This window comes from Williamsia sp. Y721 (genome assembly GCF_059683565.1).
Genome location: NZ_JCASNH010000002.1, coordinates 246079 through 269777 on the forward strand (window position 1 = coordinate 246079; position 23699 = coordinate 269777).

Genomic DNA, 23699 nt, shown 5'->3' on the forward strand with positions numbered 1-23699 from the left:
ATCGGCCCCGTGACCGAAACACCGGTACGCACCAACAATCGCCTGGATGCCAAACGTGTACTCGTCTACAGCGACGACGCGAGCACCCGCAGGCAGATCATCGCTGCCCTCGGCGACTTCCCGCCTGACGGCCTCGACCCCTTCCTCTACGTGGAGGTGGCCACCGGCCCCGGAGTGATCCGCGAGATGGACGCCGGGAGCATCGACCTGGTGATCCTCGACGGTGAGGCGGCTCCGGCCGGCGGGATGGGCATCGCGCGGCAACTGAAGGACGAGATCGTCGACTGCCCGCCGATCATCTTGCTCACCGGCCGTGTGGAAGATCGATGGCTGGCGTCGTGGTCGCAGGCCGAGGCCGTGGTTTCCCGCCCGATCGACCCCTTTGCGCTCACGAAAGCCGTGGTTACGGTACTGCGTTCACGCCCGTAGACCCATCTTTTGACCTCTCATCGTTCCCGTTTCCACAGTTCACGCCGTCCGTCCTTTTATGAGCGATCCAGATAACTGCGATTACAAATCAGCACGGCCGTCCCAGCCCGTAACGGTGTCGCCGCAGACCCGGCCGAAGGTAGTGTGTGTCTCAGATCACACACGGTCCCCTGGGTGATCCGAGCACGAACATCGACCCCTGAATCGGCCCTGTCCGAGCGTCGCCGCCACTCCGCAACCACTCGCTGGGAAGGAGCAACTCGCACACGTGAACCTGTATGTGCCGATATTTGTACTCGGTCTGATCGCAGTGGCATTCGCGGTCGGGTCAGCTGTTCTCGCGGGCGTCGTCGGCCCCCGCCGATACAATCGCGCCAAACTAGAAGCGTACGAGTGCGGCATCGAACCTATCCCAAATCCACTGGGCGGCTTGGGAACCGACATCGATTCGGGAAGTGTTACCAGACAGCGCATCCCGGTGAAGTACTACCTGACCGCAATGCTGTTCATCATCTTCGACATCGAGATCGTGTTCCTGTATCCGTGGGCGGTCTACTTCGACTCGCTCGGCGTGTTCGGCCTGATTGCGATGGCGCTGTTCATCTTCAATGTCTCGGTGGCGTACGCCTACGAATGGAGGCGCGGCGGACTGAGTTGGGACTGACCGGCTCGAACCGAGCACGCTGCCCGAAAGAGAGTGTCCATCATGGGTCTTGAAGAAAAGCTCCCCAGCGGATTCCTGCTGAGCACGGTCGAGGGCCTGGCCGGGTACATGCGCAAAGGCTCACTGTGGCCGGCAACATTCGGTTTGGCCTGCTGCGCCATCGAGATGATGGCCACCAGCGGTGGACGTTTCGACATCGCCCGCTTCGGGATGGAAGCCTTCCGCGCCTCGCCCCGCCAAGCAGACCTGATGATCGTCGCCGGCCGGGTCAGTCAGAAGATGGCGCCGGTTCTCCGCCAGATCTACGACCAGATGGCGGAGCCGAAATGGGTTCTGGCCATGGGTGTTTGTGCATCATCGGGTGGGATGTTCAACAACTACGCCATCGTCCAGGGCGTCGACCATGTCGTCCCTGTCGACATCTACCTACCGGGGTGTCCGCCGCGGCCCGAGATGCTGCTGCACGCAATCCTCAAGCTGCACGAAAAGATCCAGGAGATGCCGCTCGGTGTCAATCGCGACGAAGCGATCCGCGCAGCCGAACAGGCCGCACTGTCGGCCACCCCGACCATCGAGATGAAGGGGTTGCTGCGATGACTCCCCCGACACCAGAGAAGGACTCCGGACGCGAGGTGATCGGCACCCGCCGCGGACTGTTCGGTGCGAGTGGCAGTGGTGACACCTCCGGGTACGGCCGCCTGGTCAGCCCGATCTTCATGCCCGAGCGCACATCCCGGCCCTACGGCGGCTACTTCGACGACGTTGTCGACCAACTCGGTCGGACTCTGACCGCACGGGGAGGACCGGATGCCGACGTGGCCATCGAGAAGGTCGTGGTGTTCCGCGACGAACTGACCATCCACGTGCGCCGCGAACATCTACCGGCGATTGCCGGTGCGCTCCGCGACGAACCCGGCCTGAGGTTTGAACTGTGCCTCGGTGTCAGCGGTGTGCATTACCCCGACGAGACCGACCGCGAACTCCATGCCGTCTATCCACTGCTGTCGATCACCCACAACCGCCGGATTCGAATCGAAGTTGCTGTGCCGGACGCCGATCCACACATCCCGTCCCTGTACGCGATCTATCCGACCTGCGATTGGCACGAACGGGAAACCTACGACTTCTTCGGGATCGTCTTCGACGGCCATCCGGCGTTGACCAGGATCCAGATGCCCGACGACTGGGAGGGTCATCCGCAACGCAAGGACTACCCACTCGGAGGTATCCCGGTCGAGTTCAAGGGTGCTCGCATCGCACCGCCCGACCAGCGGAGGTCGTACAACTGATGACCACCTACAACGCGACCGGACAGGATTGGGACGAAATCGTCAGCGCCGCTGCCGGCGCGGGCGAGGAGCGGATCGTCGTCAACATGGGACCGCAACATCCATCGACCCATGGTGTGCTGCGTCTGATCCTCGTGCTCGAAGGCGAGACCGTGATCGAAGCCCGCTGCGGTATCGGCTACCTGCACACGGGGATCGAGAAGAACCTCGAATTCCGCAATTGGACCCAGGGCGTCACGTTTGTCACCCGGATGGACTATCTGTCCCCGTTCTTCAACGAGACCGCCTACTGCCTCGGGGTTGAGAAACTTCTCGATATCACCGACGCGATCCCCGAGCGGGTCAACGTCATCCGGGTGATGCTGATGGAACTGAACCGGGTCTCGTCCCATCTGGTGGCGCTCGCGACCGGTGGCATGGAACTCGGCGCGGTGACCGCAATGCTCTTCGGTTTCCGCGAACGGGAATTGATCCTCGACGTCTTCGAGATGATCACCGGTCTGCGGATGAACCACGCCTACATCCGGCCCGGCGGGCTGGCCCAGGACCTGCCCGACGGGGCGGTCGAGAAAGTCCGCGAGGTGCTCCGCGTACTACCCGGGCGCCTGCGCGACATGGAAGATCTGCTGAGCGAGAACTACATCTGGAAGGCCCGGACCCGCGGCGTCGGCTATCTCGACCTCACCGGATGCATGGCCCTGGGTGTCACCGGACCGATCTTGCGGGCCACGGGACTGGCCCATGACCTGCGTCGGTCCTCTCCGTACTGCGGCTACGAGAAGTACGAGTTCGACGTCATCACCGATACCGCCTGCGACTCGTACGGCCGCTACCAGATCCGGGTCAAGGAGATGAAGGAGTCACTCAAGATCGTCGAGCAATGTCTCGACCGGCTTCGTCCGGGCCCGATCATGGTGGAAGACAAGAAAATAGCGTGGCCTGCCGAGCTCACCGTCGGCGACGACGGTCTGGGAAACTCCCCGAAACACATCTCCGAGATCATGGGTTCGTCCATGGAAGGTTTGATCCACCACTTCAAACTGGTCACCGAAGGGATGCGGATTCCGCCAGGACAGGTCTATATCCCGGTCGAATCTCCCCGCGGCGAACTCGGTGTCCACATGGTTTCCGACGGTGGCACTCGCCCCTATCGGGTTCACTTCCGGGATCCGTCGTTCACGAATCTCCAAGCGGTGGCGGCGATGTGCGAGGGCGGGATGATCTCCGACGTGATCGCCGCCGTGGCCGGGATCGACCCCGTGATGGGGGGTGTGGACCGATGAGCGCCGAACCGGTCTTCATCGACTTCGGTACACCGCGCGATGTTGCCGCCGAATCCCACCGATACCCGGACGATGTGGCCGCTCGCCTGACCGGTGACGCGATGCAGATCATCGCCCGGTATCCCAGCGCGCGGTCGGCCCTGCTTCCGTTGCTCCATCTCGTGCAGAGCGAGGACGGATACATCACACCTGCCGGAATCGGTTTCTGCGCAGACCAACTCGGACTCACCCCCGCCGAGGTCACGGCGGTATCCACCTTCTACTCGATGTATCGGCGCGAAGAGACCGGTGACTACCTCGTCGGGGTCTGCACCAACACGCTGTGCGCCGTGATGGGCGGTGATCAGATCCTTGCCGACCTGCACGAACACCTCGGAGTGGAGATCGGACAGACCACTCCCGACGGCTCGATCACGTTGGAACACATCGAATGCAACGCGGCCTGCGACTACGCGCCGGTGGTGATGGTCAACTGGGAGTTCTTCGACAACCAAACACCCGGATCCGGTCGCGACCTGGTGGACGCACTGCGCCGGGGTGATCCGGTGACACCCAGTCGCGGTGCGCCACTGTGCACGTTCCGCGAAACCGCCCGGATCCTGGCCGGATTCGGCGACCCTCGCGAGGGGGCATCGGATGCGGCCGAACCGGGTGCTCCGACGCTGGCCGGGCATCGCATCGCCAAAGAACGCGACATGCAGGCTCCGGAGGCCACGGCTTCTGACGACGTCGCAAGCCCCGACGACGAACAGGCGGCCGCGGAGTCGAAGGCCGACAAGCCTGCCCCGGCACCGTCTGCCGACGTGCCTCCCGGAAAGGCGAGCTGAGATGCCTTTGACACCAGTGCTGTCCCGCCACTGGGATGAACCCCGATCCTGGACCCTCGACGCCTACCGGAGCCACGAGGGCTACGACGCGCTCGATAAGGCCCTGGCGATGGACCCCGACGACCTCATCGCGACGGTGAAGGCCTCGGGTCTGCGCGGACGCGGTGGTGCCGGATTCCCCACCGGGATGAAGTGGTCCTTCATCCCCCAGGGGGACGGCAAACCGCACTACCTCGTTGTCAATGCCGACGAATCCGAACCCGGAACCTGCAAAGACATACCTCTGCTCCTGGCCACACCTCATGTGTTGATCGAGGGCATCATCATTGCGGCGTACGCGATTCGGGCCTCGCACGCATTCATCTACGTTCGTGGCGAAGTGATTCCGGTGCTGCGTCGCCTACAGACCGCGGTCGCCGAGGCATACGGGGCCGGCCTCCTGGGCAGCGATATCCTCGGGTCCGGATTCGACCTGGAACTGGTGGTCCACGCCGGAGCCGGCGCCTACATCTGCGGCGAAGAAACCGCACTGCTCGACTCCCTCGAAGGCCGCCGCGGCCAACCCCGTCTGCGTCCCCCTTTCCCGGCGGTTGCCGGTCTCTACGCCAGCCCCACGGTGGTCAACAATGTCGAGTCGATCGCCAGCGTGCCCCCGATCATCCTGCGTGGCAACGACTGGTTCCAGAGCATGGGCACAGAGAAGTCACCCGGTTTCACGCTGTACTCACTGTCCGGGCACGTCACCACCCCCGGCCAGTACGAGGCCCCACTCGGCATCACCCTGCGTGAACTGCTCGACTACGCGGGCGGCGTCCGAGCCGGCCACCAACTCAAGTTCTGGACGCCTGGCGGTTCTTCGACGCCCCTGTTCACCGCCGAGCACCTCGACGTCGCCCTCGATTACGAAGGCGTCGGCGCGGCCGGTTCGATGCTGGGTACCAAGGCATTACAGATCTTCGACGACACCACCTGCGTGGTCCGAGCGGTTCTGCGATGGACCGAGTTCTACGCCCACGAATCCTGCGGTAAATGCACGCCGTGCCGCGAGGGCACGTATTGGCTGGTTCAGATTCTGCGCGGGTTGGAGAACGGAACCGGCACCGGCGCTGATCTGCAGAAGCTCCTCGACATCTCCGACAACATCCTCGGAAAGTCGTTCTGTGCTCTCGGCGACGGTGCGGCCAGCCCGATCATGTCTTCCCTCAAGTACTTCCGTGATGAATACATCGAACACCTCCACGGTGGTGGATGCCGGTTCGATCCGGCCAGGTCAACCCTGTTCGAACCGGCAGGCCCCGCGCTGTTCGACCAGGTAGGTGCATCATGACGCTGACCAACAATTCGGCCCCCGACTCAGCCGTGACCGACCTTGTGGCGATCACCATCGACGGCACCGAACTCAAGGTTCCCAAGGGCACGTTGGTCATTCGTGCCGCGGAGCTGATCGGTGTGCAGATCCCCCGATTCTGCGACCACCCGCTCCTCGATCCGGTGGGCGCCTGCCGACAGTGCCTTGTCGAAGTCGAGGGTCAACGTAAACCCCTGGCCTCGTGCACCACCACGGTCTCGGACGGGATGGTGGTCCGGACGCAATTGACATCGCCGGCTGCGGAGAAGGCCCAGCGCGGCGTCATGGAGCTGTTGCTGATCAACCATCCCCTCGATTGTCCGGTCTGCGACAAGGGTGGTGAATGCCCACTGCAGAACCAGGCCATGTCCAGCGGGGCGGCCGAGTCGCGGTTCGAGGGCGTCAAACGAACGTTCCCCAAGCCGATTCCGCTGTCATCGGAGGTACTTCTCGACCGCGAACGGTGCGTGTTGTGCGCGCGCTGCACCCGGTTCTCGGATCAGGTTGCCGGTGATCGGTTCATCGACTTCCTCGAACGCGGCGCCCAGCAACAGGTCGGGATCGCCGAAGACGAACCCTTCGAATCGTATTTCTCCGGTAATACGGTGCAGATCTGCCCGGTCGGCGCACTGACCGGGGCGGCATACCGGTTCCGGGCCCGCCCTTTTGATCTGGTGTCCAGTCCCAGTGTGTGCGAGCACTGCGCCGATGGCTGCGCGCAACGCACCGATCATCGGCGCGGCAAGGTGCTTCGACGCCTGGCCGGAGACGACCCCGAGGTCAACGAAGAGTGGAACTGCGACAAGGGCCGATGGGCCTTCACCTACGAGACGTCACGGGACCGGATCACCACGCCGATGATCCGCAACGCCGAGGGCATCCTGGTCGCCGCATCCTGGCCGCAGGCCGTTGCCGTTGCCGCGGCCGGTCTGAAGTCGGCAGGTACCCGAACCGGGGTACTGGTCGGTGGCCGCGCCACCGCGGAGGACGCCTACGCGTACGCGAAGTTCGCCCGAACGGCATTGGGTACCAACAACGTCGACTTCCGAAGCCGGGCACACTCGGCCGAAGAAGCGTCTTTCCTGGCCTCCCGGATCGCCGGCCGCCCCATGGCCCTGACCTATTCCGACCTCGAGAAGGCGCCGACCGTACTGCTCGCGGGATTCGAACCGGAAGAAGAATCGCCGATCATATTCCTGCGGCTGCGCAAGGCGGTTCGTAAACGCGGACTGACCGTGATCTCGATCGCGCCCTTTGCCGGCAATGGCCTGAGGAAGATGTCGGGTGGTCTGGTCAAGGTCGCGCCCGGCGGCGAACCTGCTGCGCTGAAACAACTCCAGGGCTCCGATCTGCTTCGCAAGCCGGGTGCGGTCATCTTGGTCGGCGAACGGTTGGCCCAGGTTCCCGGAGCGTTGACCGCCGTGGGCGCACTCGCCGACGCCACCGGGGCGTCGATCGGATGGGTACCGCGACGGGCGGGTGAACGGGGAGCTCTCGAGGTCGGTGCGCTCGGAAACCTCCTCCCCGGCGGTCGACCGGTCCACGACGGCATCGCACGCGCCCAGGTGCGTCAGGTCTGGGGTACCGAGCTGCCGCCTACGCCGGGGCTCGATACCGGTGAGATCCTCTCGGCCGCCGCAGCAGGCGATGTCGACGCAGTGGTGGTCGGTGGTGTGGAACTCGCCGACCTGCCCGATCCCGACGCTGCGCTCGCGGCACTTGTCGCCGCGCCGTTTGTGGTGAGCCTGGAGATGCGGGAAAGCGACGTCACCGCCCACGCGGACGTCGTGTTCCCGGTCTCGCCCGTGGTTCGCAAAAGTGGCACGTTCGTGGATTGGGAGGGACGTCCACGCTCGTTCGAGGCCGCCCTGCCCAGTGACGGTGCGATGCCCGATCAGCGGGTCCTCGACGCGATCTCGCGCCAGATGGGCCGCGACATCGACCTTCCCGACGCGGCCAGTTCACGCGACGAACTCGGTCGGCTCGGCGCCTGGGACGGCGCCTTCGAAACAACCTCCGCAACAGCAGCTGCCGACGTGGCCGAGACCTCACCGGGCCGGGCTGTCCTGGCCGCCTGGCGAATGCTGCTGGACTCCGGGCGCCTGCAGGATGGTGAACCGCACCTGGCCGGCACCGCACGCCGTCCGGTGGCGCGGCTGTCGGCAGCCACCGCTGCCGAAAACGGCGTTCATGACGACGACTTGGTCACGGTGAGCACCGAGCGCGGATCGATCACGCTGCCACTGGAGATCACCGACCTGCCCGATCGTGTGGTGTGGCTGCCCTTGAACTCACCGGGCAGCTCGGTCTATTCGGCACTGGGCCCGGCTGTGGGACAGTCCGTTCAGATCACCCCGGCAGCCAGGGTGGAACGCTCATGACCGACCTGTCCGCCTTCGGCCACGACGCGTGGTGGCTGATCATCATCAAGGCCCTGGCGATCTTCGTCTTCCTGGTGCTGACCGTCCTCGTCGGCATACTCGCCGAGCGCAGGGTGATGGCCTGGATGCAGACCCGCGTCGGGCCGAACCGGGTCGGTCCGATGGGTTTGCTCCAAAGCCTTGCGGACGGGGTGAAACTCGCACTGAAGGAAGGGATCATCCCGGCCGGGGTCGACAAGCCGATCTATCTGCTCGCACCGATCATCTCGGTGGTACCGGCCATCATGGCGTACGCGGTCATCCCGTTCGGTCCGCAGGTGTCGATCTTCGGGCACCAGACGCCGCTGCAACTGACCGATCTATCCGTGGCCGTCCTCTACATCCTCGCGGTCACGTCGGTGGGGGTCTACGGGATCGTGCTCGCTGGCTGGTCGTCCGGATCGACCTATCCCCTCCTCGGCGGCCTGCGGTCGAGTGCGCAGGTGATCTCCTACGAGATCGCCATGGGCCTGACCTTCGCCGCGGTGTTCCTGGACGCCGGGACCATGTCGACCTCGGGCATCGTCGCGGCGCAGGACGGCACCTGGTACGTATTCCTGCTGCTGCCCTCGTTTGTGGTCTACGTGATCTCGATGGTCGGCGAGACCAACCGCGCACCCTTTGATCTCCCCGAGGCCGAGGGTGAACTCGTCGGTGGTTTCCACACCGAGTATTCGTCGCTACGGTTTGCGATGTTCATGCTCGCCGAATACATCAACATGGCCACCGTCTCGGCGCTGGCGGCCACCCTCTTCTTCGGCGGATGGCATGCACCGTGGCCGATTTCGCTCTGGGACGGCGCCAACTCGGGATGGTTCCCGCTGATCTGGTTCGTGGCCAAGGTCTGGGGATTCCTGTTCTTCTTCATCTGGCTGCGCGCCACCCTGCCGCGGCTGCGCTACGACCAGTTCATGGCGCTGGGCTGGAAGATCCTCATCCCGGTCTCTCTGACCTGGGTGATGGTCGTCGCCACCGTCCGCGCGCTCCGCAACGAGGGATACAGCAGCGCCACCGCCGTCATCAGCGTGGTCGGGGTGGTCGTGGCACTGGCCCTGATCGCGGTGTTGTGGAAAGTGTTCCGAGGCATGCGCGATCGCCGTCGCGCTGAACCCGAACTCGTCGAACGCATAGAACCCTTCGATGCCATGGCGGGCGGATTCCCGGTCCCACCGATCAAGGAGAGCAGCGATGCGTAACCCATTCGAGCCCCTGGCCGGTTTCGGTGTGACCTTCCTGTCGATGTTCAAGAAGAACACCACCGAGCTCTATCCCGAGGTCAAGAAACCCACTGCCGCGCGATACCACGGGCGCCACCAACTCAACCGGTACGCCGACGGACTGGAGAAGTGCATCGGCTGCGAATTGTGCGCCTGGGCCTGCCCGGCCGACGCGATCTACGTCGAGGGCGCCGACAACACCGACGACGATCGCTACTCACCGGGTGAGCGTTATGGCGTTGTCTACCAAATCAATTACCTACGGTGCATCGGCTGCGGACTGTGCGTGGAGGCCTGTCCGACACGCGCTTTGACGATGACCAACTTCTACGAGATGGCCGACGACAACCGGGCCGACCTGATCTATGACAAAGACCAACTCCTCGCCCCACTTGCCGACGGTATGACGCCACCACCGCACGCGATGGCACCCGGGAGCACCGACGAGGACTACTACCGCGGCAACGTCATCGGTGAGGTGATGCCACCGAGCACGCCCCGGTGACACCCCGCCGATGACACCCGAAGGAGAATCGCAATGAACAGCCTGTTGTCCGCATCGACACTTGTCACGCAGCCGCTGACCGAGACGTCAACCGCTGAGGCAGTGCAGTTCTGGATCCTCGGCACGATCGCCGTCCTCGGCGCCCTCGGCGTGGTGTGTTCGGCCAAAGCGGTGTACTCGGCGGTCTTCCTGGCGATGACCATGATCATCCTTGCCGTCTTCTACATTGCACAGGGTGCGATGTTTCTCGGCGTCGCGCAGGTGGTGGTGTACACCGGCGCGGTGATGATGCTCTTTCTGTTCGTCCTCATGCTCGTGGGTGTCGACTCGACGGATTCATTGGTCGAAACCATTCGGGGACAACGCCTCGGGGCAATCGTGGCCGGACTGGGATTCGGAATCCTCCTCATCGCCGGTGTCGGCAGCGCCTCGGTCACCACGTTTGCCGGAGTCGAGGCGGCCAACGCGGGTGGCAACGTCGAAGGTCTGGCCGAGATCATCTTCATCCGATACCTGTGGGCGTTCGAACTGACCGGCGCGCTGCTGATCACCGCCACCCTCGGCGCGATGGTGCTCGCCCATCGGGAACGACTCGGCCCCAAGGCAACCCAGAGGGAGATGTCCATCAACCGGTTCCGTGACGGTGAACGCGCCACACCCCTGCCCAATCCCGGTGTCTACGCCCGCCACAATGCGGTCGACATGCCTGCGCGCCTACCCGATGGTTCCTATTCCGACCTGTCGGTCAGCGACGTCCTCGTTCCCCGCGACCCAACCGGTCCGGGTCCCGGAATCCGCGACACGGAGCGCCGATCATGAATCCGGAGAACTACCTCTATGTTTCTGTGCTCCTGTTCACCATCGGGGCCGCGGGTGTTCTGGTCCGCCGGAACGCCGTCGTGGTGTTCATGTGTGTCGAGTTGATGCTCAATGCCTGCAACCTCGCGTTTGTCACCTTCGCCCGTATGCACGGCAATCTCGACGGCCAGGTGATCGCGTTCTTCACCATGGTCGTCGCCGCCGCGGAAGTTGTTGTCGGCCTGGCGATCATCATGATGATATTCCGCACCCGTCGTTCGACCTCGGTCGACGCCGCCGATCTGCTGAAACTCTGAGCCGGCCATGGACAAACTCATCTGGGTTCTTCCGGCACTGCCGCTCGCCGGGGCCGCGGTTCTGTTGCTGGGCGGTCGGCGCACCGACCGGTGGGGACATCTACTCGGCTGCCTGATGGCATTGGCGTCATTTGCGTTTGGCGTCGCCGCATTCATCGACATGCTCGGCAAGTCCACCGACGACCGGTCGATGGGTCAGACCCTGTTCACGTGGGTCCCGGTCGGAGAACTGCAGGTCGACTTCGGATTACAGCTCGACCAGCTCTCCATGTGTTTTGTCCTACTCATCACCGGCGTCGGGTCGCTGATCCACATCTATTCCGTCAGCTACATGGCGGACGATCCCGGAAAACGCCGGTTCTTCGCGTATCTGAACCTCTTCCTGGCGGCAATGCTGTTGCTGGTGCTCGCCGACAACTACCTCGGCCTGTACCTGGGGTGGGAGGGCGTCGGCCTGGCCTCGTACCTGCTGATCGGTTTCTGGCACGAGCGGCCCGCTGCGGCAGCCGCCGCCAAGAAGGCCTTTGTGGTCAACCGGGTCGGCGACATGGGTCTGGCGATCGGCATGATGATCATGTTCGCGACGTTCGGCTCGGTCGGCTTCTCCGAGGTGTTCGGTAGCGCCGGAGAGGCCGGCGAAGGAACTCTGACCGCGCTGGGACTCATGCTGCTACTCGCAGCCTGCGGAAAATCGGCCCAGGTCCCACTGCAATCCTGGCTCGGTGACGCCATGGAGGGCCCGACACCGGTCTCCGCGCTGATCCACGCGGCCACCATGGTCACCGCAGGCGTCTACCTCATCACGCGCTCGGGACCGATCTTCAACCTGGCCCCGAATGCCCAACTGGCCGTGGTGATCGTCGGCGCTGTGACCCTGCTCTTCGGCGCGATCATCGGTTGCGCGAAGGACGACATCAAGAAGGCACTGGCAGCATCGACCATGAGCCAGATCGGCTACATGGTCCTCGCCGCCGGGCTGGGGCCGGCCGGCTACGCGTTCGCCATCCTGCACCTGATCACCCACGGGTTCTTCAAGGCCGGACTCTTCCTCGGCGCCGGTTCGGTGATGCACGGCATGAACGACGAGACAGACATGCGCCGGTACGGCGGACTGCGGACCCTGATGCCGATCACGTTTGTCACCTTCGGCCTCGGATACCTCGCGATCATCGGCATCCCACCGTTCTCCGGCTTCTTCTCCAAAGACAAGATCATCGAAACCGCCTGGGCGGCAGGTGGTGCCAAGGGCATCATCCTCGGTACCGTGGCGGTGCTCGGCGCCGGGATCACCGCGTACTACATGACGCGCGTGATGCTGTTGACCTTCTTCGGGGAACGGCGGTGGGCACCCGACACGCGCCCCCATGAGTCGCCGACGCTGATGACCGCCCCGATGATCGTGCTTGCACTTGGCTCGGTCGGGGCCGGCGGACTCCTGGTACTCGGCAGCTCGTTGCAAGACTGGCTGGAACCCGTTGTCGGGGAACACCACGGACACCTCGGAGTGCCGGTCTGGGTGATCACCGTCAGCACCCTGGCCGTGGTGCTCGTCGGGGTGGGGATCGCCTACCGCCAGTATGCCGGGCGCACCGTTCCCGAAGTCGCCCCTGACGACGTGACACCGTTGACCGAGGCCGCCCGCCAGGACCTCTACGGCGATGCATTCAACGAGGAAGTGTTCATGCGTCCCGGCCAAAAGCTCACCACCACACTGGGTGTGGTCGACACCAGAGGTGTTGACGGTATCGTCCGCGGCGTTGCAACCGCGGTGTCGGCGGTCTCGACGGGCGCGCGTCACCTCCAGACCGGTTTCGTCCGTTCGTACGCGCTGTCGGTGTTTGCCGGCGCCGCTCTGGTGGTCGCGATGATGATGGTGGTGAGGGTGTGGTGAGCGACGTTCCCTGGCTGACACTGTTGTGGGCGGTACCCGCCGTCGGCGCCGTCATCATCCTCGGCTTGCCGCCACGGATGCGCGAGCACGTGAAGTGGATCGCCCTGGCCACCTCGGCGGTGGTACTCGCCATCTCCATCGGCCTCGCGATCGACTTCGACACCGGGGGTGCACAGTTCCAATTCGTCGAATCCAGATCGTGGATACCGGCTTTCGGAGCCACATACTCGCTGGGAATCGACGGGATCGCGTTGGCCCTGGTCATCCTGACTGCGGTTCTGTTGCCGCTGTTGCTGATTGCCGGCTGGCATGACGCCGATCCGGAGCGCAGGCGGGCCACACACCGCTACGTGGCACTGATGCTCCTGGTCGAGGCGATGGTGATGATCTCGTTCACCGCACTCGACATCCTGCTCTTCTACATCTTCTTCGAAGCCATGCTGATCCCGATGTACTTCCTCATCGCCGGATTCGGTGGTCCCCGCGAGGCCGGAGAACGCACGCGCGCGGCGGTGAAGTTCTTGCTCTACAACCTAGTCGGCGGCCTGGTCATGCTGGCGGCGGTGATCGGGCTGTACGTGGTCACCGCCGATCACGGCGGTGGCACCTTCGATTTCCGCGAGATCGTAGCCGCGATCTCGTCGGGCGCACTCGACATCGATCCCACCGTGGCCAAGGCACTATTCCTCGGATTCATGTTCGCCTTTGCGGTCAAGGCCCCGCTCTGGCCCCTGCACACCTGGTTGCCCGACGCGGCCGTTCAGGCGACACCGGCCAGTGCTGTGCTCATGATGGCCGTTGTCGACAAGGTCGGCACGTTTGCGATGTTGCGCTACTGTGTCCAGCTGTTTCCTGATGCCACTAGGTATTTCACGCCGCTGATCATCACACTTGCCGTGATCGGCATCGTGTACGGCGCGATCCTCGCGATCGGGCAGACCGACATGATGCGACTCATCGCGTACACGTCGATCTCCCACTTCGGCTTCATCATCCTGGGTATCTTCGCGCTGACCAGTCAGGGACAAGCCGGGTCGACGCTGTACATGGTGAACCACGGGATCGCCACGGCCGCACTCATGCTCATCGCAGGCTTCCTGGTGACCCGGCGAGGCACCCGCAACATCGCCGACTACGGCGGGGTCCAGAAGGTCGCTCCGGTCATGGCCGGGACGTTCCTCGTCGCGGGGCTTGCCACCCTGTCACTACCGGGCCTGGGACCCTTTGTCAGCGAATTCCTGGTCCTGATCGGCACTTTCACGCGCTATCCGGTGGCCGCGGTCTGCGCCTCGATCGCCCTGGTCCTGGCTGCCCTCTACGTGCTGTGGATGTTCCAGCGCATCATGACCGGTCCGGTGTCGAAGGGCAACGAACAGATAGGCGACCTCAAGCGACGTGAGCTCATGGTCGTGGCACCGCTCATCGCCCTGCTGCTGGTGCTCGGCATCTATCCCAAACCTGCCCTGGACGTGATCGATCCCGCTGTCGGCCACACCCTGACCGTCATCGACGAACAAGATCCGGCGCCCGCTGTCGCCGAACCCGACGGAGGACCACGATGAACTCCGCTGCAGACGTGTTGCCCGCACCGTCCATCGAATACGCCCAGCTCTCACCGATGCTGATCGTGTTCGGCGTGGCAGTGGTCGGCGTGCTGGTCGAAGCCTTTGCACCGGCCCGTCACCGCTATGTCGGACAGCTGGTGTTGAGCATCGGCGGCCTGGCCGCGGCGTTCATAGCTGTTGTGGCACTTGCCGGCACCAATGCATCAGCAGCGGTGGGTGCGGTTGCCGTCGACGGCCCGGCGCTGCTGATGCAGGGCACCATCCTGGTCGTGTCGGCATTGGCCATCCCGCTCATCGCGCAGCGGACGTCGGCCGGAGTTGCAGCGGCCGCCGGGGTGGGCACCGCCGCATCGGGCGGACGAAGTGTCCTGGACGCGTTCACCTCTGCCGCCGCGACCGTACCCGGCAGCGAGAACGAGCACACCGCAACGCGGGCCGGGATCATCCAGACCGAGGTCTTCCCACTGGTCATGTTCGCGGTCGGCGGGATGCTGCTGTTCCCGGCATCGAACGATCTGCTGACGATGTTCATCGCCCTGGAAGTGCTGTCGCTGCCGTTGTACCTGCTGTGCGCGCTGGCCCGCCGGCGTCGGTTGCTGTCGCAGGAAGCAGCACTCAAATACTTCCTGCTCGGCGCCTTTTCGTCGGCGTTTTTCCTGTTCGGCGCCGCGTTCCTCTACGGGTACGCCGGGTCTGTTCAGCTCGATGAGATCGCCGCAGCCGTCGACGCCGACACCGCCGATCGGACTCTGGCGCTGATCGGTGCCGGACTGGTGTCGGTGGGGCTGCTCTTCAAGATCGGCGCCGTGCCGTTCCACTACTGGATCCCCGACGTCTACCAGGGCGCTCCCACCCCGATCACCGCCTTCATGGCCTCGGCCACAAAGATCGCTGCGTTCGGTGCGGTCCTGCGGGTCTTCTACGTCGCGCTACCGGACCTCAAGGATGATTGGCGTCCGGTGATGTGGGCGGTGGCGATCGCGACCATGGTCCTCGGTTCCGTTGTTGCGATCACCCAGACCGACATGAAGAGGATGCTGGCCTATTCCTCGGTGGCCCACGCCGGATTCATCCTGACCGGCGTGATCGCAATCAGCCGAGATGGCCTGTCGTCGACCATGTTCTACCTGGTGGCCTACGGCTTCAGCACGGTGGGAGCTTTTGCGGTACTGACGTTGGTCAGGGACAGTGCGGGCGAGGTGACCGCCATGTCGCGCTGGGCCGGACTCGGTCGGCGTTCGCCGATGGTGGCAGCAGTGTTCGCACTGTTCCTGCTGGCTTTCGCCGGAATCCCATTGACCAGTGGATTTGTCAGCAAGTTCGCGGTATTCGAAGCTGCTGCCTCCAGCGGGGCCGTACCACTGGTGATCGTCGGTGTACTCAGCAGTGCGATCGCCGTGGTCTTCTACATCCGGGTGATCGGGTTGATGTTCTTCACCGAACCCGATACCGATTCCGATACCCCGACGGTGGTGGCACCCAATCTCGCCGCCACCGTGACCATCGGAATCAGCGCCGCCGCCACCGTGTTGATCGGCATTTTCCCGCAACCGCTACTCGATCTCGCCGACAATGCCGCGGTGTTCTATCGCTGACATCTCGGACCGCCGGAAAAAGTGGAACGTGTTCTATATTCTGGCCTGATGAGTAGTCCGAGCGCGGTCCGGACCGTGGTGTGGGGAACCGGAAATGTCGGGCGGGCCGCGATTCGCGCGGTTGACGCCCATCCCGATCTCGAACTCACCGCGGTCATCGTGCACAACCCCGACAAGGTCGGGCGAGACGCCGGCGACATCGCCGACGTCGGCCGCAGTCTTGGGGTGATGGCCACCGACGACGTCGAGAAAGCCCTGGCCGGCGCCGAGTCCGTTGTCTATGCGGCGTCCGGCGACGTCAGACCCGACGACGCTCTCTCCGACATCACCCGGGCGATCCGGGTCGGCGCGACGGTGGTCAGCCCGTCGCTCTATGCGCTCTACGACCCCACCTCTGCCCCCGCGCAGCTGCGCGACCCCGTACTCGCCGCCATCGACGACGGCGGTGGATCCCTCTTCGTATCCGGAGTCGATCCCGGGTGGGGTAACGACATCCTGCCGATCCTCGCGAGCGGTTTGGCGTCGACCGTGGATCAGGTCCGCTGCCAGGAGATCTTCGACTACACAACCTACGACCAGCCCGACTCGGTGCGTTATCTCATCGGGATGGGGCAACCCATGGACTACGACCCGCCGATGGTGGCGCAAGGTGTCCCGACGATGGTGTGGGGTGGGCAGATTCGGCTCATCGCCCGCGCCCTCGGGGTCGAGGTGGATGAGATCCGGGAAACCCTTCTTCGCCGGCCACTGGAAACCACGATCGAGACCGCGCAGATGGGGACGTTCGTCGCGGGCACCCAGGGAGCCCTGCGTTTCGAGATCCAGGGCATCGTCGACGGTGAACCGCTGATCGTCATCGAACACATCACCCGGATCCACCCCTCCTGCGCACCGGACTGGCCGATGCCGCCCGACGGTGGGGACGGCGCGCACAAGGTGATCATCGAAGGTCGTCCGCGGATAGAGATCAGTGTCGAGGCGACCGATGAGGGCGGCAACCGTGCCGCCGGTGGAAACGCCACGGCGGTGGGCAGATTGGTGAACTCGATCAATTGGCTCCGCGCGGCCGGCCCCGGCCTGTACGACGCACTCGACGTTCCACTCACGCCGGCTCTCGGCAAACTGAAGAGAAAGACACCGACATGAGAATCGACGTACCCGACGGCAAAGACCCGATCTCCTACGTTTGGGGTGAGATGGTGCCCGCGATCGGTGGTGCGGCGGCCAACTTCTCGATGAAGGTCTATTCGGATTCCACACTGGGTCTTCGGGAGTTCGAAGCGGCCCGCCTCCGGATCGCTCAGATCAACGGCTGCGTGTTCTGCCAGGACTGGCGGACCGAGCGGGACGGCGTGAAGGTGGAGCCGAACTTCGACGATGCGGTCGAGAATTGGCGCACCACTGACGCCTTCGACGTCCGCACCCGCCTGGCGGCCGAGTACGCCGAGCGGTATGCGGTAGACCATCACGGGCTTGACGACGAGTTCTGGTCACGGATGACCGCCGCCTACGAGCAGCGTGAAATCGTTGAGCTGAGCATGTGCCTGGGTTCGTGGCTGGCCTTCGGTCGCCTCAACCGCGTTCTCGGCCTGGACACCGCCTGCGTGCTGCCGAACCACTGATCGCAAGCTTTCGGCGTTCAGACCACCCAGGGAAGCCCGACTATCGACCGAAAGTCCGAACTCGCCAGCTTGATACGCCACCGATTTTTCTGTGACATGACGATGGCATGGAGCCTGGCCCCGCCCTCCCCGATAAGCGTCGAGGGACCCATCGGCGGATTCGAGTAGTACAGGCGTTCGGCCACTGCAACATCTCCTATGCGGTCAGTCATCACCAGGCGAGCAAGTCAGGGGTTGCACTGGACGAGAATCAAGCTGTGATTCAGTGCACCCGACGTTGCTGCTGTGATTCAGAGCACAAGTGTAACGGGAAATCGGACAACCGCAAGACCACGGCGATACGGTCCCCTGCCCGGCAACAGTTCGGCACCTACTTGATGTCGGCCATACTCTTTCCGACATCCGCCAGTGTCATCGGCTGACCGAAGTCGGTCGTGTACTTCAGCGGCGGGATATCGCAGCGGTAGAGGCCATCGACATCCGGTCCGAAGTCCGCGGCCTCCCAGCCCTGCGGCCGTGCCACCTCGACGTTGAAGCAGGGCGACGGTGGGATCGGCTCGGCCAGGTTGTGCGGCACGTGCAAACCGCCCCCGGTCCACGCGGTCTCGGTCTTGGCCGCCTCATAGACGCAGGTCCGGGTCAGATCGTCGCCACAGGATGCCGCCGCCTTCGCGAAGAGCAACCACGAGGACATGGCCCTGATCGCAGGCAGCGTCAACAGGGAATCCGGGGCGTACTCAGCCTGCAGGGCCAGCAATTCCTTGATCGCCGGAGCATCACTGTTCAACGGTGCATTGCCACCGAGATCCAGATAGTTGTTCTGCGCCTCGGCGGACGTGCCCAGCAGTCCGATGAACTCTTCGCCATAGGCACTGTTGTTCGTGTCGATCCAGTCGAGCTTGTAGTCCATCGAGGTCAGCACGGATTCGAGTTTGGCCAACTGCCGAAACTCGCCGTACCAGATCAACCCCTTCACACCCTTGCTCTTGATGGTTTGCGCATAGGGCGTCCAGTCCGAGACGCCCATCGCGGGATACAGGTCGTTGTAGACGAAGCTCCCTCCGGCGGCCTCCACGGCTTCAACCGCCTGCTCGCCCATCAGTTTGGTCACCGGGGAGTCCCCGTTGATGATGCCCACCAGGTTCTTCGAACCCGGATAGGCGTCGTTGATCAGCCAGGATCGGTAACCGTAATACGGGTCATAACCCGGGGTCAGGCTCGGATCGGCACTGATCTCCAGATCGGCGCCTGCGGACGCCACCTGGGCAACCTGAGCGGTGAATGTCGGTAGCCCACAGCTCAGCCGCTCCTTGACGCCGAGTCCGTCGAGCCCGGCGCCGCCTCCGACGAGCGCGAAGTCGGTGGCGCAGGCCTCGACCATCTGCTTGCGGACATCCATGAACTTGGTATCACGTATGTTGGCAACGATCTCGCGGCCATTGATACCACCGTTGTCATTGCACCAATCGCTGAAAATCTGTGCGGCGGCGACAAATTCCTCGTTCTTTGTGAAACCGACGTCCGAGAAGACACCGACCTGAATCTGATCGTCGGTCACCCCCTGAGTCGGAGAGCCCTTCGCGTCGCCTTCCTGACAGACGTCGGCGAGGTCGCCGAAGCTGCTGGAAACTGTACCGGCAGCAGCCGTTTCGCCTCCACCCCCGGCCTCCTCGGCACCGCCGCCGCCACGGTCGCTACATCCGGCCACCAGCAGCACGGATGCCATCAGGGCGATCAACATACGATGGGTTTTCACGTTCGTTGTTCCTTTCATGTACACGGCGCTCATGTCCTTCGACCACCATTGACACCGATGACCTGGCCCGTGATGTACGACGACTCGTCCTGGCAGAGAAAGACCGTCGCGTTGGCGATGTCTTCGGGCCGACCGGCGCGCTTGACCGGGGTGATCTTGGCGAAATGCTCCAGCGAGGCGGTGAAACGCCCTTCCGCGATTGCCTTCTCCAGTAGTGGCGTCACCACCATTCCCGGTGGAACCGTGTTGACGGTGATGCCGAACCTACCCAGCTCCAGCGCCAAACTCTTTGTCAGACCGATCAACCCGGCCTTCGAGCTGACGTAGGCCGCCATCTGCGACTGTCCGCCCTGCGCACTCGACGAGGAGATGTTGACCACCCGTCCCCACTGCGCCGCCTTCATGTCGGGCAGCGCTTCCTGCGTACAGATGAACGGTCCGCGAAGATTGATCGCCATCACTCGATCCCAGAACTCGTCTGAGATCTCGTCGAACTTCCCGAACTGTTCGATCCCGGCGTTGTTGATCAAGATGAGCACCGGTCCGAAGTCGAATCGCACTTGTTCCATTGCGGATTGGACCTGGCCGCGATCAGAGACATCGACCACGTAACCGTTGACCGTGGCTCCCGCTTCTCGCAGACGCTTGACCTCGAGTTCGAGCTGTTCGGCTTGGATGTCGAAGATGGCGACCTGAGTTCCGCGGGCGATCAGACCCTCGGCGATGGCCAGGCCGAGACCCGACGCACCGCCGGTCACAACCGCAGTGGTTCCCCCAAAGGGCATGATCTGTAGTCCTTTCAGACACTGAATCGGATGAACACTTTCTATTCCGCTGCAGCGGTGGACGATCCCGGCCGGATTGCCTGTTCCGGGCAATGACTCCGGGCCTGCCCCGCCAGTTCGGCGAGCTCGTCGGGAATCCGATCCATCACCACCTCCGCAAAGCCGTCGTCGGCGAAGGCGAAAACCTCAGGGCAGGTGGCAACACATGCCCCGTGACCGGCGCACCGATCGGAGTCGACGTGAAGGATCACGAGCCGCCACCAGCCGGGCTGAACCCGATGTGCAAGTGGGTCAATCCACGCAGGACAAACGTCGGAAGGTAGCTGTACCGGCGATCCCCGGGGGGACCGTGATGCTCCTCGTCGATCCAGATGTCAGCAGTCCGGTCGAGAAGGCGCTCCAAACTCACCACGGCCTCGGCCCGGGCCAAGGGTGCGCCCGGGCAGCTGTGGATACCGCGGCCGAACGCAACGTGGCTCCGCGCGTTCGACCGATCGACGTCGAATACGTCGGGTTCGGGGAACTTTCGGGGATCCCGGTTCAACGCCGCGTTGATCAGCATCAGGGTGGTCCCGGCCGGCACATCGACTCCGCCGACATTCACCGGGACCTTCGACAACCGAAAGTCGCCACGCACCGGGCTCTCGTAACGCAGCGCCTCCTCGATGAATGCCGGGAGAAGGCTGCGGTCGGCGCGCAACCTGGCTTGGAGCTCGGCGTCCTCGGCGATCATCTTCACGGCTGAACTGAGCAGACGCACCGTCGTTTCCTGGCCTGCAGCAAAGAGATTCGCTGCGACGGCCACTGCATCGGACACCTCTGGAACACTCCCGTCCGGGAATGTTGCCGAGGCGACACCGGTGAGGACGTCGCCGCGCGGAGCACTGCGACGGTCCTCGATGTACTCGGTGAACTTCTCGTAGAGGTACCCCAGCGGGGAATGCTCCATCGCGTCACCGGTGCTGCTCCCGATGGTCGGTCCACTGAGCAGCGCGTCGCGGAACTCGTCGTGCGAGGCCTCCGGCACACCCAGGAGATCGGCAATGACAAGCATCGCGAACGGTGTGGCAAATCCGCCGTTGAACTCACATCGGCCATCGACGAGCACCTCATCGAGCTGGCGATCCGCCAGTCTCCACATGAACTCCTCGTTCTCCTTCAACCGCTTTGGTGTGATCATCCGCAAAAGCAGTGCCCGGTGGGCGGTGTGAACGGGCGGATCCATCGTGGGCAGTTGATCATTCATGATCAGCTGGGGGCGATGCTTCTCGATCAGCTCCGAAATATCATCGCCTTCAAGGGGTACCGGGAAGCCGGGGAAGGGCCCGGCGACCGAGATGCACGACGAGAAGCGTGCGGGGTCGTTGTAGATCTCCAGGGCCTCTTCGTAGCCGGTGATCATCACCACGTCGTGGTGGCTCTCTCTCCGTACCGGACATTCATTGCGGACGGCCGCGAGATAGTCGTGCGGATCCGACAGCAATTCGTTGTCGATGAAGAAGTCGACCTCATCGAGGTTCTCGGGTGCACTCACTCTGAAATCGTCACCCCCTCATAGCTACCGAACATGTCACCCTCCGGCAGCGCCATCTGCAGATACACGTCGATATGTGTGACCTTTCCCGATTCGTCGAATTCGTAGACCGACACGGAGTTGACAACGCTCTTGAACTCCCCGATCGTGCTGCGCTCCTCGAGCTCCAGGAATACGGTGCTTCCGCTCTCGGTGACCCGCTTGAATGAGCAGTCCCAGTCGGCATTGCCGGCCCAGGCGGTCAGAAAGTTCACATAGTCGGTCCAGTTCATGACCTCTTTGAAGTTGCCAACACGCTCGAAGACGTCAACCGCGATCAGGTCAGCCAGGGGAGCCCAACTATCGACCGAAAACCCGGGCTCCTTGGCTGCTCCCGCCACGATCTCCTTTGTGACGAGACCATATTCCAAAGCCTTGCGCGATAGCCCGGTGTAATTGTCGATAACATCGTTGACGTCCTTCAAAGACACTGTCATTTCTTCTCCAATTCGAGGCATGTCAAACTTCACAGGCCTGCGATGTGTTTGTTCAGAACAGAATGGAAGTGGGAGACGACGATTTCCTCTCGCACCAAGGACATGTACTTGAGCCCCTTGTTCTTCAATCCCCGCTGCTGCCTGGGCATCTGCTCGTAGTCCTGTTGCAGCGCAAGGAAGTACTTGTAACTGCCGGGTTCATCGACCTCGATCAGCTCCGCCTTGTACACATCCCGCAACTCCTCGGGCAACCACATGAAACTGGCCACGTGCCAGATGCACCAGTTGGGATCACCGTCGGGATCAGGGACTGCCATGACCACATGCGCCTCGCCGGCCCGAACTGTCATGAAAAAGTTCGGGAACAGCACCCATCCGTGGTTGTCACTCATCTGCGCTTCGGTGAGCCCACTGACGTCGAGACCCATGCCGGTGAAAGTGTCACGGGTGGCCTGCTGCAAGATCGTCCGGCCGGTCACCCCTTCAGGGAAGCTGACTTTCCCGTCCGCACCCTGATAGGCGCTGACCAGTTCATCGAAGCGCGGCAACACCGCCGCGGTTCCCGGGAAGGTCTCCGGAAGTGCCTTGATTCCCATGATCTCGTCATCCGCAGAGATCGAGTTCGCCACATCAAACGGCGCGCAGGCCACGCTGTGATTCTCGAAGAAGCGGTATCGGCTCGTTTTCGGGTCCAACGCAATGACATTCAGCAGTTCGGGATGGATACCCGAGATGTGGTAACCCTCCTCGAAGGCGTCCATGACAACTTTCCAGTTGCAATTGATCCGCTCTCGCACGTTCATGACCGTGGTCATCTCTTCGAGGGAGTACGGCTCCAGCAGCTTGGAAACCTCGGCACCGAGATAGTCCGACAGCGGCGCGGCGTCGGGGTCGGGATTGAGAAAGATGTAGCCACCGAAGGTATCCACCGGCACCGAGACCAGTGACAGGTCATCCTTGTCGACCTCACCCTGCGAATTCTCGCGGAGCATGCCGCGTAGCTTGCCTTCCAGGTCGTAGGACCAGAGGTGGTACTGACAGAGGAATCCGCGCTTGGCGTTACCGGCGCCCTGGCACAACACATTCCCGCGATGCCGGCATGCATTTACGAATCCGCGGATCTGGCCGTCCTTGCCGCGCACGATGATGTAGGTCTGGTCGAGGACCTTGTACTCTTTCCAGTCGCCGACATTGGGCAATTCGCTTACGCGACCGGCGAATTGCCAGACCTTCATCCAGATCTTGTCGCGCTCCTGCTCCTGGAACTCAGGAGAGGTGTATTCGGAATTCGGAATCTCGGTGGGAAACCCATGGGACTCGTACTCGGCAAGCCCGCGGGCCTCGTCGACCCATTCTCCGGTCCTCGCTGTTTCCATTG

The 23699-nt window shown here is 63.3% G+C and carries 23 protein-coding genes; 17 read left to right on the forward strand and 6 right to left on the reverse strand.

All coding sequences use genetic code 11. From position 1 onward, the window contains the following. Window positions 1-9 precede the first annotated feature (9 nt). The 17 genes from AC56PL_RS09855 to AC56PL_RS09935 all read left to right on the forward strand — a co-directional run bounded on the left by AC56PL_RS09855 (window position 10) and on the right by AC56PL_RS09935 (window position 17770). Complete coding sequence (locus AC56PL_RS09855) at window positions 10-429, forward strand: response regulator (RefSeq protein WP_495513526.1); 420 nt, start codon at window positions 10-12, stop codon at window positions 427-429. 268 nt (window positions 430-697) lie between these two features. After that, the gene (locus tag AC56PL_RS09860) at window positions 698-1093 is read left to right on the forward strand and encodes an NADH-quinone oxidoreductase subunit A (RefSeq protein WP_482136980.1); all 396 of its coding nucleotides are present in this window, start codon (window positions 698-700) and stop codon (window positions 1091-1093) included. Between the two features lie 42 nt (window positions 1094-1135). Beyond that, a complete protein-coding gene (locus AC56PL_RS09865; RefSeq protein WP_482136979.1) occupies window positions 1136-1690 on the forward strand; it encodes a NuoB/complex I 20 kDa subunit family protein in 555 nt (184 codons plus the stop codon). Next, a complete protein-coding gene (locus tag AC56PL_RS09870; RefSeq protein WP_495513527.1) occupies window positions 1687-2382 on the forward strand; it encodes an NADH-quinone oxidoreductase subunit C in 696 nt (231 codons plus the stop codon). The genes AC56PL_RS09865 and AC56PL_RS09870 overlap by 4 nt, the downstream gene beginning before the upstream one ends. Beyond that, window positions 2382-3665 carry an NADH dehydrogenase (quinone) subunit D gene (gene nuoD, locus AC56PL_RS09875; protein WP_495513528.1) on the forward strand — a complete coding sequence of 428 codons (1284 nt, stop codon included), beginning with the start codon at window positions 2382-2384 and terminating at the stop codon, window positions 3663-3665. Before AC56PL_RS09870 ends, nuoD begins: the two co-directional genes overlap by 1 nt. Next, entirely contained in the window at window positions 3662-4492 is an 831-nt protein-coding gene (gene nuoE / locus AC56PL_RS09880) for an NADH-quinone oxidoreductase subunit NuoE (RefSeq protein ID WP_497153709.1), read from the forward strand. The genes nuoD and nuoE overlap by 4 nt, the downstream gene beginning before the upstream one ends. 1 nt (window position 4493) lies before the next feature. Beyond that, entirely contained in the window at window positions 4494-5819 is a 1326-nt protein-coding gene (nuoF, locus tag AC56PL_RS09885; RefSeq protein ID WP_497153710.1) for an NADH-quinone oxidoreductase subunit NuoF, read from the forward strand. Then, the gene (locus AC56PL_RS09890; RefSeq protein ID WP_497153711.1) at window positions 5816-8221 is read left to right on the forward strand and encodes an NADH-quinone oxidoreductase subunit G; all 2406 of its coding nucleotides are present in this window, start codon (window positions 5816-5818) and stop codon (window positions 8219-8221) included. Before nuoF ends, AC56PL_RS09890 begins: the two co-directional genes overlap by 4 nt. Continuing rightward, window positions 8218-9456: an NADH-quinone oxidoreductase subunit NuoH gene (gene nuoH, locus AC56PL_RS09895; protein ID WP_495513532.1), complete on the forward strand. Its 1239-nt coding sequence runs from the start codon at window positions 8218-8220 to the stop codon at window positions 9454-9456. The genes AC56PL_RS09890 and nuoH overlap by 4 nt, the downstream gene beginning before the upstream one ends. Further along, window positions 9449-9982, forward strand: coding sequence for an NADH-quinone oxidoreductase subunit NuoI (nuoI, locus tag AC56PL_RS09900; protein ID WP_495513533.1), 534 nt, complete (start codon window positions 9449-9451; stop codon window positions 9980-9982). Before nuoH ends, nuoI begins: the two co-directional genes overlap by 8 nt. Before the next feature lie 33 nt (window positions 9983-10015). Continuing rightward, on the forward strand, window positions 10016-10801 hold the full coding sequence (locus AC56PL_RS09905; RefSeq protein ID WP_495513534.1) for an NADH-quinone oxidoreductase subunit J: 786 nt from the start codon (window positions 10016-10018) through the stop codon (window positions 10799-10801). Then, window positions 10798-11097 (forward strand): NADH-quinone oxidoreductase subunit NuoK, encoded by a 300-nt coding sequence (gene nuoK / locus AC56PL_RS09910; RefSeq protein ID WP_495513535.1) that lies wholly within the window; start codon window positions 10798-10800, stop codon window positions 11095-11097. Before AC56PL_RS09905 ends, nuoK begins: the two co-directional genes overlap by 4 nt. A gap of 7 nt (window positions 11098-11104) precedes the next feature. Next, a complete protein-coding gene (nuoL, locus tag AC56PL_RS09915) occupies window positions 11105-12988 on the forward strand; it encodes an NADH-quinone oxidoreductase subunit L (RefSeq protein WP_497153712.1) in 1884 nt (627 codons plus the stop codon). Next, on the forward strand, window positions 12985-14550 hold the full coding sequence (locus AC56PL_RS09920; RefSeq protein ID WP_497153713.1) for an NADH-quinone oxidoreductase subunit M: 1566 nt from the start codon (window positions 12985-12987) through the stop codon (window positions 14548-14550). The genes nuoL and AC56PL_RS09920 overlap by 4 nt, the downstream gene beginning before the upstream one ends. After that, window positions 14547-16148, forward strand: coding sequence for an NADH-quinone oxidoreductase subunit NuoN (gene nuoN / locus AC56PL_RS09925; protein ID WP_497153714.1), 1602 nt, complete (start codon window positions 14547-14549; stop codon window positions 16146-16148). Before AC56PL_RS09920 ends, nuoN begins: the two co-directional genes overlap by 4 nt. 48 nt (window positions 16149-16196) lie before the next feature. Next, the gene (locus AC56PL_RS09930) at window positions 16197-17294 is read left to right on the forward strand and encodes an NAD(P)H-dependent amine dehydrogenase family protein (RefSeq protein WP_497153715.1); all 1098 of its coding nucleotides are present in this window, start codon (window positions 16197-16199) and stop codon (window positions 17292-17294) included. After that, window positions 17291-17770, forward strand: coding sequence for a carboxymuconolactone decarboxylase family protein (locus tag AC56PL_RS09935; protein WP_495513540.1), 480 nt, complete (start codon window positions 17291-17293; stop codon window positions 17768-17770). Before AC56PL_RS09930 ends, AC56PL_RS09935 begins: the two co-directional genes overlap by 4 nt. 370 nt (window positions 17771-18140) lie before the next feature. Here AC56PL_RS09935 and AC56PL_RS09940 read toward each other — a convergent pair whose 3' ends face one another. The 6 genes from AC56PL_RS09940 to AC56PL_RS09965 are packed head-to-tail and all read right to left on the reverse strand — an operon-like array spanning window position 18141 to window position 23697. Beyond that, window positions 18141-19511: an ABC transporter substrate-binding protein gene (locus tag AC56PL_RS09940; protein ID WP_495515942.1), complete on the reverse strand. Its 1371-nt coding sequence runs from the start codon at window positions 19509-19511 to the stop codon at window positions 18141-18143. 44 nt (window positions 19512-19555) lie between these two features. After that, complete coding sequence (locus AC56PL_RS09945; RefSeq protein WP_495513542.1) at window positions 19556-20311, reverse strand: 3-oxoacyl-ACP reductase FabG; 756 nt, start codon at window positions 20309-20311, stop codon at window positions 19556-19558. Between the two features lie 41 nt (window positions 20312-20352). Then, on the reverse strand, window positions 20353-20562 hold the full coding sequence (locus AC56PL_RS09950) for a ferredoxin (RefSeq protein WP_495513543.1): 210 nt from the start codon (window positions 20560-20562) through the stop codon (window positions 20353-20355). Continuing rightward, the gene (locus AC56PL_RS09955; RefSeq protein ID WP_497153716.1) at window positions 20559-21845 is read right to left on the reverse strand and encodes a cytochrome P450; all 1287 of its coding nucleotides are present in this window, start codon (window positions 21843-21845) and stop codon (window positions 20559-20561) included. Before AC56PL_RS09955 ends, AC56PL_RS09950 begins: the two co-directional genes overlap by 4 nt. Next, the gene (locus tag AC56PL_RS09960) at window positions 21842-22321 is read right to left on the reverse strand and encodes a hypothetical protein (RefSeq protein ID WP_495515943.1); all 480 of its coding nucleotides are present in this window, start codon (window positions 22319-22321) and stop codon (window positions 21842-21844) included. Before AC56PL_RS09960 ends, AC56PL_RS09955 begins: the two co-directional genes overlap by 4 nt. A gap of 29 nt (window positions 22322-22350) precedes the next feature. Then, window positions 22351-23697, reverse strand: a complete 1347-nt coding sequence (locus tag AC56PL_RS09965) for an aromatic ring-hydroxylating oxygenase subunit alpha (RefSeq protein ID WP_497153717.1) — start codon at window positions 23695-23697, stop codon at window positions 22351-22353. Between the last annotated feature and the right edge of the window lie 2 nt (window positions 23698-23699).

Bases quoted from the DNA above. Each gene is read 5' to 3' on its own strand.
- AC56PL_RS09865 (WP_482136979.1), top strand. From the start codon at position 1,136: ATGGGTCTTGAAGAAAAGCTCCCCAGCGGATTCCTGCTGAGCACGGTC.
- AC56PL_RS09870 (WP_495513527.1), top strand. From the start codon at position 1,687: ATGACTCCCCCGACACCAGAGAAGGACTCCGGACGCGAGGTGATCGGC.
- nuoD (WP_495513528.1), top strand. From the start codon at position 2,382: ATGACCACCTACAACGCGACCGGACAGGATTGGGACGAAATCGTCAGC.
- nuoE (WP_497153709.1), top strand. From the start codon at position 3,662: ATGAGCGCCGAACCGGTCTTCATCGACTTCGGTACACCGCGCGATGTT.
- nuoF (WP_497153710.1), top strand. From the start codon at position 4,494: ATGCCTTTGACACCAGTGCTGTCCCGCCACTGGGATGAACCCCGATCC.
- AC56PL_RS09890 (WP_497153711.1), top strand. From the start codon at position 5,816: ATGACGCTGACCAACAATTCGGCCCCCGACTCAGCCGTGACCGACCTT.
- nuoH (WP_495513532.1), top strand. From the start codon at position 8,218: ATGACCGACCTGTCCGCCTTCGGCCACGACGCGTGGTGGCTGATCATC.
- nuoI (WP_495513533.1), top strand. From the start codon at position 9,449: ATGCGTAACCCATTCGAGCCCCTGGCCGGTTTCGGTGTGACCTTCCTG.
- AC56PL_RS09905 (WP_495513534.1), top strand. From the start codon at position 10,016: ATGAACAGCCTGTTGTCCGCATCGACACTTGTCACGCAGCCGCTGACC.
- nuoK (WP_495513535.1), top strand. From the start codon at position 10,798: ATGAATCCGGAGAACTACCTCTATGTTTCTGTGCTCCTGTTCACCATC.
- nuoL (WP_497153712.1), top strand. From the start codon at position 11,105: ATGGACAAACTCATCTGGGTTCTTCCGGCACTGCCGCTCGCCGGGGCC.
- nuoN (WP_497153714.1), top strand. From the start codon at position 14,547: ATGAACTCCGCTGCAGACGTGTTGCCCGCACCGTCCATCGAATACGCC.
- AC56PL_RS09930 (WP_497153715.1), top strand. From the start codon at position 16,197: ATGAGTAGTCCGAGCGCGGTCCGGACCGTGGTGTGGGGAACCGGAAAT.
- AC56PL_RS09935 (WP_495513540.1), top strand. From the start codon at position 17,291: ATGAGAATCGACGTACCCGACGGCAAAGACCCGATCTCCTACGTTTGG.
- AC56PL_RS09940 (WP_495515942.1), bottom strand. From the start codon at position 19,511: ATGTTGATCGCCCTGATGGCATCCGTGCTGCTGGTGGCCGGATGTAGC.
- AC56PL_RS09945 (WP_495513542.1), bottom strand. From the start codon at position 20,311: ATGCCCTTTGGGGGAACCACTGCGGTTGTGACCGGCGGTGCGTCGGGT.
- AC56PL_RS09960 (WP_495515943.1), bottom strand. From the start codon at position 22,321: ATGACAGTGTCTTTGAAGGACGTCAACGATGTTATCGACAATTACACC.
- AC56PL_RS09965 (WP_497153717.1), bottom strand. From the start codon at position 23,697: ATGGAAACAGCGAGGACCGGAGAATGGGTCGACGAGGCCCGCGGGCTT.